The organism is Thiomonas intermedia (genome assembly GCF_002028405.1).
In the GTDB taxonomy this organism is placed as follows: domain Bacteria; phylum Pseudomonadota; class Gammaproteobacteria; order Burkholderiales; family Burkholderiaceae_C; genus Thiomonas; species Thiomonas intermedia.
In genome coordinates, this window is sequence record NZ_CP020046.1 from 2816650 (window position 1) to 2830689 (window position 14040).

Genomic DNA, 14040 nt, shown 5'->3' on the forward strand with positions numbered 1-14040 from the left:
TGATTGTCGGTCAGGCCCGCTTCAGGGCGAGATCCGTTGTGGTGCCGGGGCTACTGATGCGCACGCCCGAGGACGTCTTTTCGACGCTCGCGCCTTGAGCCGCCTGCACGCCCCAGCCGGGCGGCAGCGCGAAGTCGGCCTCGACCGGCAGGTGACCGCGCAGACTGATCTGCACGCTGGCGTCTTTCTGCACGATCCAGCGCGTGATGTCGGCATTGGCCTCGATCAGCCGTGGCGCTGGCTGGCCCGCGGGCGATGCCTGCAGAATGGCCTGCTGCGCCGTCGCATGAACGTAGCGTTGCTGCCCATGTTCGTTCCAGCCGGCGATGTTCTGGCAATTCGCCAGCGCCGGAAGGCTGGCTGCCTGGGGCTGGGTCCACTGCCGCATCTCCGGCCCGGCGCGCAGCCGCCAGCCGCCGGCCAGGCGTCGCGCGACGGTGGCCTGGCGCCAGTCGTTGACGCTGCGGAAATACTGGTGGCCGAAGATGGCGTGCGTCGGCTGTTTGAGCACCCATTGGTACACCGTATGCAGGCTCTTGGCACCGGCTGCCTTGGTCACGATGTACGGGTGGAAGTAGAGGTCGATCGGCTTGATGCGGCGCGGAAGATCGGTGAGCTGATAGCTCTCGATCACGCGCTCGAAGCCGAAGTAGGGGCCTTTCCAGTTGTGCGTGAAATCTTCCTCGTTCGACTGCGCGGCATATACCTGGAAATACTTGCCCTTGGGAATGCCCATGGGCCAGATGTTCGAGAGGGTGGGCTGAGACTTGGTGATGGGCGCGCCGCCGCCGTTGATATTGCCCAGGCCGTTCTCGTAGGCCATGGCCACGGCTTCATCGGGCGGATTGCAGTCGCCGGGCCAGAGCACCATATTGCATTTCTTGCCGGGCGGCGCGAGCTTCTGGTCGATGTAATCGGCCGCGCCGGTGATGTTGCTCGCCGTGCTGAAGGTGTAGTTGGGCAGGGGCAGGTAGTAGCCGTAGGGATAGTCCTTGCTGGGCTTGCCCAGGCTGTGCGTGCGGCTGGCCTCCACCCAGTTGAAGGGGTGCGACCAGGTATGACTGCCGACTTCGATCCAGGGCAGGGCGTACATGCGCCGGGCCCATTTCTGCGAGAGATCGGCCGTCTTGGGGTAGAGGCCCTCATGGCTGATCTCGCCGATGATGACCGAGGCCAGCGTGGGCACCTTGTACTTTTCGAGAAACTCGGTGATCAGCACTTGGCAGGCCAGTGGCGAGCCGGGCTGATCGCTGGCGTTCGGCCAGCCGTCGCCGTCGAAGTGCACGAAGAAGACGCGGCGCCCGGTCCGGGTCGTGACGTCGGGCATGGGGTCATGGCCCAGGCGCAGCGCGGCGCGGAAGAAGGCAATGGGCTCGATCGACCAGCGCGTGCCGGTATTGCCCGGCAGATTGAACACGCCGAACGCGCCCAACGCATAGCCGCCCCAGGGGGTGATGGCGGCGCCGACCATGGCGCGGCCGTCGGCACCGGTGGCCGTGAGCCAGGGGTGCGCGCCCGTCCCGGCATCGATGGGCACGGTGTCCAGCGGATTGATCAGCGGAATGACTTCGCCGTTGGGCGAGCCCGGCCCGCGCTGCACGCGGATCGGGCCGGGCAGGGCGGACTGGCCCACCGTGGTGACGCCGAGTTCGGGCAGGACGTCGGCATCTGCCGAGCCCATGACGACCACCGGCACTTGTTCGGCGACCGCGCGCTTGAGCAGAGTGCGAATGTCGGCGGGCACCTCGGACTGGTCGGGATACAGCACGAGCGCCGCATAGCGTCCGGCCAGAGGTTCGCTCACGGCGGGCGCGCCGATATAGCGGTACTCGGGCACCAGGCCGAGGTACTCCAGCGGCATGGCGCCATAGATGTGGGCGCTCTGCGCCTGCAGTTCCGGGCTGTCGCCCTCCTTGCAGGAATGCAGCAGCAGCACACGGCGCGGCACCAGTTCCACCGTGCCCACGCCCAGGCTTTCCAGCGTGGGGTCGGCCACCCAGGGGATGAGGCCCTGTGCCGCGATGTTCTGCGCCGTCTGGCGCGCGAGCGCGCGGTCTTGCGGCGCACAGTAATCGATGGCGATGCCCGGCAGCTTGAACTTGCCGCGCATGTCGGCAAAGCGCGCCAGCAGCCATTCGCGGTCAGAGGCCGACACCTCGACATAAGCGTTTTCGCCCTGGTTCCAGCCGCGGTAGACCGATTCGGCCGCCACCGCGAGGACGTTCGGCGCCAGCGTCGCGTCGACCAGCTCGAAGCCGCGGTTGAGCATCAGACGGATGCCCGGAAACGCGGCGATCAGACCACGCAGCGTTTCCGCCAGGGCCTGGGCCTGCCGCGCCTGCTCGGCAGGCGTCTTGGCCAGCAGCTGATAGGAATCGAGGGTGTCGAGGAAAAAGGCGCGGAAGCCGGCGTCCCACAGCGGCTTGACGATGCGCTCGCGCAGGAATCGGGGCCAGCCCGCCGCGGTCTGATCGACCACCCGTGAGCCCCAGGCCGCGTTCGATGCGGGCAGCCAGGCCTTGGGCACGTCGGCGAAATAGGGCCGATCCGGGGTGACTTCGCCCACCGACACATAGGCCAGCGCGAGGGTGTCGGGACCGAGGGTGGCGACGATGCGGGGATCTTGCGCCAGGGCGTGCGCGGGTTCGAGCACCACCCAGTCGAAGGCGCGCAGGTCGTCCACCGGAATGCGCGCGCCGTAGTAAAAAGCGACGGCAGGCTGATCGGCGGCTTGCGGATCGCCGCCGAGACAATCGGGACATTGCCCGCAGGTACAGGTCTGGGCCAGCGCCTTGCCCACACCGGCACTCAGCAAACCCAGCCCCAGAAGGCCTCGGCGCCCCAGGGTGTTGGCCAGGAGGCGGCTTTGCGCGAAGGACTGAAGAAAATGGCGGCGTTGCATGGTCGGTTTCAGGGGAAGATCAGACCGCAGGAATGTTGTGATCAATCGGATGCAGGTGTCCGATTTTCTTCGTTTTTCGAGTGGCCGTGCCTGAAATTGCGGCGGCGTGGGAAGGGATTTGTGATTTTTTGCACACGAGCTCATCAGGGAGGACGTCTCAATGACTGAGCGAGAGGGTTCCGCCATGGCGTGGATCGATACCCACGCCCATCTCGACGCGGTCGAATTTGAGGGGCAGGCCATCGAGGTGGTGGCGCGGGCGCGGCGGGTGGGGGTGGCCGGCGGGGTGATTCCGGCGGTCGAGCGCCGCCATTTCGAAACGGTTCAGCAACTTGCGCACCGCTGCGGCTGGGCCTACGCGCTGGGCATTCATCCACTCTACGTCGAGCAGGCGCAGGATGAGGATTTGCAGGCCCTGCATGCGGCGGTGGCGCAGGCGCTGGCCGATCCGCGGTTCGTCGGCATTGGCGAAATCGGGCTGGATTTTTTTGTTCCGGGTCTGGACCGCGAGCGACAGCAGCGGTTCTACGCGGCGCAGTTGCGCATCGCGCGGGCTTTCGATCTGCCCGTCATCCTGCATGTGCGCAAGTCGCAGGACGCCTTGCTGGCCGGACTGCGCCGCGCCGGTTTTGGATCAGGGCGGCCTGCGGGCATCGCCCACGCCTTCAACGGCAGCGCGCAACAGGCGCAGGGCTTCATCGACCTGGGGTTCGCCCTGGGGTTCGGAGGCGCCATGACCTTCGAGCGGGCGCTCAACATCCGCAGACTGGCCGCCGATGTTCCCGAGACCGTGCCGGTGCTCGAAACCGATGCGCCCGACATTCCGCCCGTGTGGCTCTATCGCCCGCGGCAGACGCAGACCGGTGCGCCGCTCACGCCCAATGCGCCCGAGCATCTGCCGCGCATTGCCCAGACTTTGGCCGAGTTGCGCGGCTGGTCGCTGAGCAGGACCGCCAGCCAGACCACCGCCAATGCCTTTCGCGTCCTGCCGCGGCTGTCGCAGGCCTGGGCGGCAGGCTTTTTGTCGCAGGCGAGATGATCGACCGCTTGGGCTTGTTCCGCCTTGCCCTTGATTTTCGACCTTCCGGCCGTATCTGTCTGCGCAGGTTTTTTTCCTTCGTTTCCCGTACGCACCATGAGCACTGAACCAAGCAACGCATCCTCCACCAGCACGCACACCCACGCCTTCCAGGCCGAAGTCCGCCAACTGCTGCATCTGGTCACCCATTCGCTCTATTCCAACCGCGACATTTTTCTGCGCGAGCTGATCTCCAACGCCTCGGACGCGTGCGACAAGCTGCGCTTTCAGGCCATCGACGACGCCGCGCTGATGGAAGGCGATGCCCAATTGCGCATCCGCATCGCCGTCGATCCCGAGCAGCGCACGCTCACCATCAGCGACAACGGCATCGGCCTGAGCCTGGACGATGCCGTCGAGCACCTGGGCACGATTGCCAAATCGGGCACGCGCGAGTTCATGCAGAAGCTGGGCGACAAGCAAAAGCCCGACGCTGCCCTCATCGGCCAGTTCGGCGTGGGCTTCTATTCCGGCTTCATGGTGGCCGATCGCATCACCGTCGAATCCCGCAAGGCGGGCATGGCCGAAGGCGAGGGCGTGCGCTGGGTGTCGGACGGCACGGGCGAATTCACCGTGGAGACGATGTCGCGCGCAGGGCGCGGTACCGATGTGATTCTTCATTTGCGCGCCGATGCCGACGACACGCCGCACGAGGACAAGATCGAGAAATATCTGCGCGTCTGGACGCTCAAGGACCTCATCGGCAAATACTCCGACCATATCTCCCTGCCCATCGAGATGCGCAAGGAGCACTGGGACGCCGAACAGAGCAAATACGTTGCCACCGACGAATGGGAACAGATCAACAGCGCCGCGGCGCTGTGGACCCGCAGCAAATCCGACATCACCGAGGCGCAGTACCTCGAGTTCTACAAGCAGCTCAGCGGCGACAGCAACCCGCCCTTGCGCTGGACGCACAACCGCGTCGAGGGACGCAGCGAATACACCCAACTGCTTTACCTTCCCGCCAAGGCTCCGATGGATCTGTGGGACAGACAGCAGAAGGCCGGCGTCAAGCTTTACGTGAAGCGGGTCTTCATCACCGATGACGCGCAAAGCCTGATGCCCAGCTATCTGCGCTTCGTGCGCGGGGTGATCGACAGCGCCGATCTGCCGCTCAATGTGTCGCGCGAGATGCTGCAGGAAAGCCGCGATGTGCGCGCCATCCGCGAGGGTTCGGTCAAGCGGGTGCTGTCGCTGCTGGAAGACATGGCGGGCAGCGACGACGCGGGCGAACGCGACAAGTATGCCGCCTTCTGGACAGAGTTCGGACCCGTCCTGAAGGAGGGTTTTGGCGAAGATTTCGCCAATCGCGAACGGCTGGCGAGGCTGCTGCGCGCGGCCTCCACCCATGCGCTGGACGACGCGCAGAGCGTGACACTGGCCGACTATGTGAGCCGCATGAAAGAGGGGCAGAAGGCCATTTACTACATCACGGCCGAGACGCCGAAGATCGCCCGCTCCAGCCCCCAGCTCGAGATTTTTCGCAAGAAGGGCATCGAAGTGCTGTTGTTGACCGACCGGGTGGACGAGTGGATGCTGGGCTTCCTCAATGAGTTCGACGGCAAGCCGCTGCAATCGGTGGCGCGGGGGGCGGTCGACCTCGGTGACGTCAAAGGCGCCGATGACGAGGCCGGCGAGGCCAAGGACGAGAAGGCGAAGTCCGAAGACCATCAGGCGCTGATCGAGCGCTTCAAGGCGGCGCTGGGCGAGCGCGTGCAGGACGTTCGGATCTCCGAACGCCTGGTCGACTCCCCGGCCTGTCTGGTCGCCGCGGACGACGGCATGAGCGCGCACCTGGCACGGCTGCTCAAGCAGGCCGGACGCGATGAAATGCCCGCCGCCAAACCGGTGCTCGAACTCAACCCCGGGCATGGTCTGATCAAGCGCGTGGTGGCCGATGCGGCCCACACCGACGATCTGGCGCAGGTGGTGTTCGATCAGGCGCTGCTGGCCGAAGGCGGTCAGCTCGATGATCCGGCGGCCTATGTACGCCGGGTCAATGCCCTGCTGGCCGGTTGAGCCTGGAACGCCCGTGCCTGCGGCCTGGCTTCAGGCACGGGGCTTGTTTTCAACGCTGGCCTTCAACTCAGATTGTCCAATAGGCGGCGCGTTGCGCGGGGGGCAATCCATCCTCAAACCACCGCGCCTTATCCCGCGTCCCATTGAACAATCTGGGTTCAACTCACCCAGCTGACGACGCTGAGCATGGCGAGCAGCAGCATCCACAGCAGCACCGAGCGCCACACCAGGCCCACCACATTGCGCAGATGCGCCGGTTGAGGAATGGCGCCGGGCATTGCCGCGGAATGGCCGGGCGGCTGGCCTTCACCTTCCTGCGTCCAGCCCGGCTCGGTGGGGGCGGTCGGTGGCGCGCCGGCGGTCGCACCCAGACAGATGCCCACGGCGCCCGCCGCCGATGCCAGCATGACACCGGTATTGCGGTTGGGCCAGAGTTGCGAGAACCCGCGCCAGATGTCGATGGCGTCCTCGAAATTGCCGACGATGGCGTAGCCGATGGCCGTCAGGCGGGAAGGTACCCAGTCGAGCAGGTCAAAGGTCTTCTGCGCAAACACGCGCAGCGCGGGGCTCGCTTCGCTGTCGGCGCTGTTCCACTTGCCGGCGACATAGTCGCTCAGGCGATAGAGCACCGCGCCCGCCGGACCGATGGGAAGAATGAACCAGAAGAACACCCCGAGGACGTAGCGCTGCACCGACACCAGGGCATGTTCGATGGTTTGTTGGGTGACGTCGCTCGGACTCATGTCCACGGTGTCGAGGGCTTTCCACTGGCGCAGCAGGCTGCGCGCCGTCTCGGCATCCTGATGATTGAGCGCGTCCTGGATGTCGGTGAAAAAGTGGCTGAACTGACGAAAGCCCAGTGTGAAATACAGCACGGCAATATTCCACGCCAGGGCCAGCAGAAGGCTGTAGTGCAGCGCGAGCAGGTAAATGGCCAGTGTCACCAGGGCGGGCAGCAGCACGGCGATGAACCAGGCGGCCACGCCATGTCGCGATTGTCCCGCGTCGAAGTTGCGAGAGGCGAGATCGGCCAGGGTCTGGCGCAGCCGATACACGGCACTGCCGCGCCCCAGGGGTTTGAGCTGCTCCACAAGCAGCGCGATGAGAACTGAGAGAAAAGCCATGCGTCTATCCTACGCAATCAGCAGTCGGTACAGATTGCGCAACATGGCGGCCGTGGCCCCCCAGATGACGTAGCTGCGGTCGTCGACGACATAGGGCATGACCAGAAACCGGCGGCGCAAAGGAATCGGATTGACCGGCTCGTTGCTCTGCATCGTCCATTCCCGGTGTTCGTGGTGCCGCGGATCCATGAGAAAGTCCAGGGGGACTTCGAACAGTTCACTCACTTCGTCGGGATGGGGTTGCAGTCCCTCGGCGCTGGACACCAGCGCGACGACGGGAGTGACGGCGTAGCGCGAAGCGGTGCAGTACAGCGGCAGCGTGCCCAGGACTTCCGCGCCGGCAGGTCGCAGGCCGATTTCCTCGTGAGCTTCCCGCAAGGCCGTTGCCGCGGGGTGCAGGTCCTGGCGATCGCAGCGCCCTCCGGGAAAACTGATCTGGCCCGCATGCTCATGCAGATGAAGATTGCGGCGAGTGAGGAGCACCTGCAAACCCTGACGGCGCTGCACCAGTGCGATGAGCACCGCTGCGCCCCTGAGCGGCTGGGCATGCAGGCGCAAAGAGTCCTCAAACAGTTCCGGAGTCCAGGACGGCTGCGATGCGAAACGCTGGCGAAGCCGCTCCGGGGTCAACTGCTCCTGGGTAACGGCGGGCAGGGCGTCATCGCGTCCGATCAGTCGGGCGCTATAGGGGTCGATGGGCTGAAGGCGGTGTGAAGACACGGTGAGTGCCGGCAACAAAAAAGCCGACTTGCAGGGCAGGTCGGCTTCGGTGGCGATCCGGCGGTGCCGGAATGACCAGAAAGCGTGCGGATCAGGCCTCTGCAGACGCACTGGCCTGGGCGGCCGCGGCAGACTTGAGCACCAGTTTTTCCTTGATGCGCGCCGACTTGCCCGAGCGCTGACGCAGGTAGTACAGCTTGGCGCGGCGCACGTCACCGCGGCGCTTGACCTCGATCGATGCGATCTGCGGCGAATACAGCTGGAACGTACGCTCCACGCCTTCCCCGGCAGAGATCTTGCGCACGATGAAGCTGGAATTCAGTCCACGATTACGCTTGGCGATCACCACACCTTCGTAGGCCTGGTTACGTTTGCGGTTGCCTTCAACCACCTTGACGGACACGATGACCGTGTCGCCTGGGTTGAACTGGGGGAAGGATTTGCCCGCGCTGACGCGGGCCATTTCTTCCTGTTCCAAGGTAGCAATCAGATTCATTTGAAGCTCTCCAATGATCTTGCCGTCCAGTGTAGGAAAGGGTTTGGTTGTCACAAGGGGCGATGCACTTCAGTGCACTCGCGCCAAGAGACGGGCCAGCAGAGGATCAAACCGAAGAAGTATAACCTAAGGCCGACAGGATGCGCAGATCCTTCTGGCTGAGCTGACCGGACTGATGCAACAGCGCAATCAGATCCGGACGCCGTTGCAGCGTGAGACGCAAAGACTGCTCCCTGCGCCATTGCGCAATGCGCGCGTGATCGCCGCTGAGCAGCGCTTCCGGCACGGCGCGGCCGCGATGGTTCTCCGGGCGCGTGTAGTGTGGGCAGTCGAGCAGGCCGTTGGCGAAGCTGTCCTGCTGGGCCGATTCGGCACTTCCCAGCACGCCGGGCAGAAACCGGCAGGCCGCGTCGAGCAGCGCGAGGGCGGGAATCTCTCCGCCAGAGAGCACAAAGTCGCCGAGGCTGATCTCCAGGTCCACCCGGTGGTCGATGAGACGCTGATCCACACCCTCGTATCGGGCGCACAGCAGCGTGGCGCCGTCGGATCGTGCCAGGTCTTCGACCAGACGTTGATCGATGCGCCGGCCCGTGGGCGAGAACAGCCAGACCGGCGCGTGCGGAAGGGCCGCGCGCCGCCGGTCGGCTGCGATCGCGTCCAGCGTCTGCTCCAGCGGTTCGGCCAGCATGACCATGCCAGGGCCGCCGCCGTAGGGGCGGTCGTCGATCGTTCGGTGCGGGTCCGAGGTGAAATCGCGCGGATTCCAGCACTGCAACCGCAATTGACCCGAGTCGAAGGCGCGCCGCGAGACGCCGTGATGCTTCAGCGGCTCGAAGTACGCGGGAAACAGGCTGATGACATCGATGCGCAGCATGGAGGTCGGTCAGTCGAAACTGGCGTCCCACGAAGCAACGATGGTCTTGGTCGGCAGATCGACCGAGACAATGTAGGCATCGACAAAGGGAATCAGGCGTTCCCGGGGCTTGGCGTCAGGACTGGGCTGGGGAACTTGCACGCGAAGAATGGCGTGGGCCGCACTCTCCATCAACCCCGTCACGCCACCGAGATCCACGCCCTCGGGCGTGCGAACCTGGCAGCCGATCAGGTCGGCCCAGTAAAACTCGCCGTCGTCCGGCGGGGGAAACTCGGCACGCCGCACCGAAATCTGCCTGCCGCGCAGCGCCTCGGCGCCACTGCGGTCGTCCAAACCTTCGAACAGCGCAACCAGGGCGCTGCCGTGGCGTCTGGCCAGGCGCACCGTGAACGGCGCTGCATCTTCGAAGCCCGGGCGGCTCAGCCACCAGGTCTTGGACTTGAGCAGGGCTGCGGCTTCCGGTGCATCGGGGGCAACCTTCACCCAGCCCCGCACGCCCCAGGCATCGAGGACATGGCCGACGAGGAAAAGATCGTCAGGGATGCTCATGGACATGAACGAGGTTCCGTGCAACAGAAAAAATGGCGGGACGGCCTATTCAGCCGACCCGCCGGGCACCCTCAGATCGAGATCGATCGGAAGGCTAGGTCAGGCAGCAGCCTGGCCGGATTTCTGCGCGCTCTTCACCAGACGCTGCACGGTGGGCGAAACCTGCGCGCCCACACTGGTCCAGTGGTTCAGGCGCTCGGTCGCGATGTGCAAAGGCACTTCGGCACCGCGGGCCACCGGGTTGTAGTAACCCAGGCGCTCGATGTAGCGGCCGTCACGACGGCTGCGCGAATCGGTGGCCACGATGTGGTAGAAGGGGTGTGCCTTGGCGCCGGCACGGGTCAGACGGATCACAACCATTTTGCTTCCTTGTCAAAAAATGAGAGCCGGCGACGGGTCGCGGGCAGTATGTCGGGGCGTCGCTCCTAGGGCCTGGGGTCAAACTTACAGGCCCGGGGACGGGATTTATGGGTAGGCACCGCGGGGCACGCCTACTGCAAAAACCTCAAATGCCAGGATCACCTTTTTGGCAATCCGGCCCGCAGGGCATAAGTCCTTCGGATGCCCTGCCTTCAAAATCGTTTGCAGCGCTCGAATAAACTCGCCATTATAAACATGACCCTTCCCCCTATTGCACTTCATGTCTGAAATCATCATTCGCGCCGCCACTTCGCTGGATTTGCCCATCATCACCGCCATTTACCGCCACCATGTCCTGCACGGCACGGGCACGTTCGAAACCCAGGCGCCTGACGAGGCCGAGATGGCGCGTCGCTGGGGGGAAGTGCAGTCGCGCAAGCTGCCTTGGTTGGTCGCGCTGCGCGGCCAGGAGGTTGTCGGCTATGCCTACGCCAACTGGTTCCGGGCGCGTGAGGCCTATCGTTTCACCGTCGAGGATTCCCTTTATGTCGCCCCGGATGGATTGGGTCAGGGGGTGGGTGGGCGCCTGCTCGACGCCTTGATCGAGGCTTGCACGCGCAGCGGGGCGCGACAGATGCTCGCCGTCATCGGCGATTCCGAGAATGCGGGCTCCATCGGCGTGCATCGGTCGCGCGGATTCGCCGATCTGGGAAGCATGCCTGCTGTCGGCTGGAAATTTGACCGCTGGCTGGACGTCGTGCTCATGCAACGCGCACTTGGGGCTGGCGCCGCAACCGTTCCCGCCTGATGGCCGATGATGACTGCACAAACTTCTTTCAAAAGCAAATTCCTGGCGGCCCTGCTGGCCGGCGTTTTCGGTGGGCATCGTTTCTACCTGTACGGATCGAGAGACCGCTGGGCCTGGTTGCACGGCCCTCTTTTTATCGTCGGGCTGCTGGGGGTCTGGCGCTTCGTGTCTCAGCACATGGACGACGGCCTCACCTGGGCGCTGCTCGGGGTGTTCGTGGCGGTGGTCATTGCCGTGGTCGTCCAGACCCTGGTGATTGGGCTGACGCCCGATGAGCGCTGGGATGCACGCTGGAATCAGGGCATCGACCGCCGCAGCGCCAATGGATGGGGGCCGGTGTTGATCGTGATCTTCGCGCTGTTCATGAGCGTGGGCTCGCTGACTGGCGGACTCGCGTATGTGCTGCAGCGCTTTTTCGGCGGCGCTTGAGCGCGCTTGTCGGTCACGCCGGATTCATTCACACCTTCTGACTCAGAGCGGTTCCAGCCTCTGGATGCGCTGGCCTTCGGCCAGGCGGCGCTCGGCCAGTTCGGCGACGGATGAACCTGCGAGGCGTCCCTCGGGCCAGATCTCGGCCAGGGGCGCCAACACGAATGCACGCGCAGCCATGCGGGGATGGGGCAGGGTCAGCCGTTCGCTTTGGCGTTGCAGGCTGCCGTAGAGCAGCAGGTCGAGATCGAGGGTGCGCGGTGCGTTGACTGCACCGATGGGGCGTTGACGGCCCATGCGGGCTTCGATGCCGAGCAGGCCGTCGAGCAAGGCCTCGGGCGACTGGGCGGTGCGGACCTGCACGACGGCGTTCCAGTAGTCCGGGCCGGTGGCGTGCTGCGGCGCTGTGCGGTAAAGGCTGGAGCGTGCCACCACGCGGGTCAGCGGCAAGGCGTCGATGGCCTGTACGGCCGCACGCAAGGTGGCCGCGCCATCGCCCAGATTGGCGCCGAGGGCGATGAAGGCTTCGACGTCATCGGCGCAGGCCATCGCCAGTCACTCGGGATCGTGGCCGGCCGTGTCTTCGGTCTTGCTGCCGTCGGCGGGCTTTTTACGTCGGCGCCGTCGTTTGGACTTGCTCGCGGCGCTGGGCTGCGGGGCGGCGGCAAGCATTTCGTCGCGGCTTTCGGCATCGGCGAACTGGAAGGCTTCCCACCATTGCGCCAACTCCGGTTCGGCCTGGCCGCTGCGGGCGCGCAGGCTGAGGAAGTCGTAGGCGGCGCGGAATCGCGGATGCTCGACCAGACTATGGGCGTAGCGCGGTGTGCGGCGTTCGAAGCGCGATTGCAGCGACCAGATTTCACGCATGTCGGTGGCGATGCGGCGCTGGATGGCCAGGCGTTCAGCCTGCGCGGCCAGCACCTCGTCGGCCGCCTGGTCGAGCGCCATGAGGGGGGCCGTGCCTTCGGCACGCAGCGCGTTCCACCGCTGTTCAACATCGTGCCAGAGCAGGCAGGCGAAGAGAAAGCTCGGGCTGGCAGTCTTGCCCTGGCCGATGCGGGCATCGGTGTCTTGCAGGGCATTCATGATGAAACGCTCGCCTTCGGGCTTTTCAAGCACCGGGTCGAGCAGGGGCAGAAGGCCGTGATGCAGGCCCAGGCGCCGGAGTTGTTGCAGGGAGGCGACCGCATGGCCGGTTTGCAGCAGCTTGATGGTCTCGTCGAACAGCCGGGCGGCGGGGACGTTGGCCAGCAGATCGGCGCTGGACGCGATCGGCTCCAGCGTGGCCGGATCGATCCCGAAGCCGAGCTTGGCGGCGAAGCGGGCGATGCGCAGCATTCGCACCGGGTCTTCGCGGTAGCGGGCGGCGGGGTCGCCGATCATGCGCAGGCGGCGCTCTTTCAGGTCTTTCATGCCCTGGTGGTAGTCGACCACCACGTCGCGGATCGGGTCGTAGTACAGCGCGTTGACGGTGAAGTCGCGGCGCTCGGCATCGTCGTCCAGCGTGCCCCAGACGTTGTCGCGCAGCACGCGGCCGCTGCTGTCCACCGCCAGGGTCTTGTCGGCCAGGGCGCGGCGCGAGGTGCGCTCGTTGCCGTCCACGGCCTCGGCGGCCTGCGCATCGTGCAAGGCGCGATAGGTGGAGACTTCGATGATGTCGCGGCCGTACATGACGTGCACGATGCGAAAGCGTCGGCCGATGATGAAGGCGCGCTTGAACAGCGGCTTGACCTGCTCGGGCGTGGCGTTGGTGGCGACGTCGAAGTCCTTGGGCTTGAGGCCCAGCAGCAGGTCACGCACCGCGCCGCCGACGATGTAGGCCTCGTAGCCGGCCTGCTGCAGGGTCTGCACGGTGTTGCGTGCGTTCTGCGAGAGGCGGTTGGCGTCGATCTGGTGCTGCGCCCTGGGCAGGTCGCGGCGTTGGCCACGACGCTGCGGGGCGTCGTCGGCCTTGTTCGGGGTGAACAGGCGGCTGATGAATTTTCGGATCATGTCAACAACTGAAGGGTGGGCCAGCCTTTTTCCAGCGCGATGGCGGCCAGCAAGGGGTCGGGGTGCACGACCACGGGGTGGGTCGCATGCTCGAGCAGGGGGCGATCGTTGATGGAGTCGCTGTAGAACCAGATCTGATCGAAATCCTTCCAGCCCAGGCCCTGCGCGGCCAGCCACTGCTCGGTGCGAATGATCTTGCCCTCGCGAAACGACGGCGTACCGATCCAGTTGCCGGTGTAGCGGCCCTGGCTGTCGCGCTCGAGATCGACCCCGATGAGATGTTCGACGCCGAAGACATCGGCGATCGGACGGGTGACGAAGGTATTGGTTGCGGTCACGATGCAGCACAGATCGCCGGCCTCTTTGTGACGGCCGACGAGTTGCCGGGCGGCAGGCTGGATCTGCGGCATCACGACGTCACGCATGAAACCGGCTTGGGCGGCGTGCAGGGTTTCGAGATCCTTGCCGGCGATCGGTTGCAGGGCAAAGCGCAGATAGGCGGCAAGGTCGAGCGTGCCGGCCTTGTACTGGCGGTAGAACGACTCGTTCTGCTGGCGGTGCTGCTCCGCGTCGACCCACCCCAACTCGGCGAGGTATTGCCCGAAGGCATGGTCGGAGTCGAAAGGAATCAGCGTGTTGTCGAGATCGAACAGGGCGAGCTTGCGCATGGAAAAGAGGGTCGGGGT

The 14040-nt window shown here is 65.2% G+C and carries 14 protein-coding genes; 4 read left to right on the top strand and 10 right to left on the bottom strand.

Annotated elements, in window-relative coordinates; genetic code table 11:
* Positions 1-10: 10 nt before the first annotated feature.
* Positions 11-2902, bottom strand: a complete 2892-nt coding sequence (locus BVH73_RS13170; RefSeq protein ID WP_079419361.1) for a bifunctional glycoside hydrolase/polysaccharide deacetylase family protein — start codon at positions 2900-2902, stop codon at positions 11-13.
* A 184-nt stretch (positions 2903-3086) separates the two neighbouring features.
* On the opposite strand from BVH73_RS13170, the gene BVH73_RS13175 reads away from it, so the two are divergent.
* Entirely contained in the window at positions 3087-3941 is an 855-nt protein-coding gene (locus tag BVH73_RS13175) for a TatD family hydrolase (RefSeq protein ID WP_079419363.1), read from the top strand.
* Positions 3942-4037: 96 nt separating this feature from the next.
* Positions 4038-6002 carry a molecular chaperone HtpG gene (gene htpG / locus BVH73_RS13180; RefSeq protein ID WP_079420643.1) on the top strand — a complete coding sequence of 655 codons (1965 nt, stop codon included), beginning with the start codon at positions 4038-4040 and terminating at the stop codon, positions 6000-6002.
* A gap of 158 nt (positions 6003-6160) precedes the next feature.
* On the opposite strand, the gene BVH73_RS13185 is transcribed toward htpG, so the two are convergent.
* The 6 genes from BVH73_RS13185 to rpsP form a co-directional block, all read right to left on the bottom strand.
* Positions 6161-7126, bottom strand: a complete 966-nt coding sequence (locus tag BVH73_RS13185) for a CobD/CbiB family protein (protein WP_079419364.1) — start codon at positions 7124-7126, stop codon at positions 6161-6163.
* 9 nt (positions 7127-7135) lie between these two features.
* Positions 7136-7846, bottom strand: coding sequence for an NUDIX hydrolase (locus BVH73_RS13190; protein WP_079420645.1), 711 nt, complete (start codon positions 7844-7846; stop codon positions 7136-7138).
* Between the two features lie 91 nt (positions 7847-7937).
* Positions 7938-8342: a 50S ribosomal protein L19 gene (rplS, locus tag BVH73_RS13195; RefSeq protein ID WP_079419365.1), complete on the bottom strand. Its 405-nt coding sequence runs from the start codon at positions 8340-8342 to the stop codon at positions 7938-7940.
* 106 nt (positions 8343-8448) lie between these two features.
* Positions 8449-9216: a tRNA (guanosine(37)-N1)-methyltransferase TrmD gene (trmD, locus tag BVH73_RS13200; protein WP_079419367.1), complete on the bottom strand. Its 768-nt coding sequence runs from the start codon at positions 9214-9216 to the stop codon at positions 8449-8451.
* Between the two features lie 9 nt (positions 9217-9225).
* Positions 9226-9771, bottom strand: a complete 546-nt coding sequence (rimM, locus tag BVH73_RS13205) for a ribosome maturation factor RimM (RefSeq protein WP_245800346.1) — start codon at positions 9769-9771, stop codon at positions 9226-9228.
* Positions 9772-9864: 93 nt separating this feature from the next.
* Positions 9865-10125 (bottom strand): 30S ribosomal protein S16, encoded by a 261-nt coding sequence (gene rpsP, locus BVH73_RS13210; RefSeq protein ID WP_079419369.1) that lies wholly within the window; start codon positions 10123-10125, stop codon positions 9865-9867.
* Positions 10126-10405: 280 nt separating this feature from the next.
* Between rpsP and BVH73_RS13215 the strand changes: the two genes are divergently transcribed.
* Positions 10406-10933, top strand: a complete 528-nt coding sequence (locus tag BVH73_RS13215) for a GNAT family N-acetyltransferase (protein ID WP_079419371.1) — start codon at positions 10406-10408, stop codon at positions 10931-10933.
* 6 nt (positions 10934-10939) lie between these two features.
* A complete protein-coding gene (locus BVH73_RS13220) occupies positions 10940-11362 on the top strand; it encodes a TM2 domain-containing protein (protein ID WP_245800347.1) in 423 nt (140 codons plus the stop codon).
* A 42-nt stretch (positions 11363-11404) separates the two neighbouring features.
* Here the strand turns inward: BVH73_RS13220 and folK are convergent, their stop codons facing one another.
* The 3 genes from folK to BVH73_RS13235 are packed head-to-tail and all read right to left on the bottom strand — an operon-like array spanning position 11405 to position 14022.
* Positions 11405-11911 carry a 2-amino-4-hydroxy-6-hydroxymethyldihydropteridine diphosphokinase gene (gene folK / locus BVH73_RS13225; protein WP_079419373.1) on the bottom strand — a complete coding sequence of 169 codons (507 nt, stop codon included), beginning with the start codon at positions 11909-11911 and terminating at the stop codon, positions 11405-11407.
* 6 nt (positions 11912-11917) lie between these two features.
* On the bottom strand, positions 11918-13354 hold the full coding sequence (pcnB, locus tag BVH73_RS13230; RefSeq protein WP_079419375.1) for a polynucleotide adenylyltransferase PcnB: 1437 nt from the start codon (positions 13352-13354) through the stop codon (positions 11918-11920).
* Positions 13351-14022 (bottom strand): histidinol-phosphatase, encoded by a 672-nt coding sequence (locus tag BVH73_RS13235; protein ID WP_079419377.1) that lies wholly within the window; start codon positions 14020-14022, stop codon positions 13351-13353. Before BVH73_RS13235 ends, pcnB begins: the two co-directional genes overlap by 4 nt.
* Between the last annotated feature and the right edge of the window lie 18 nt (positions 14023-14040).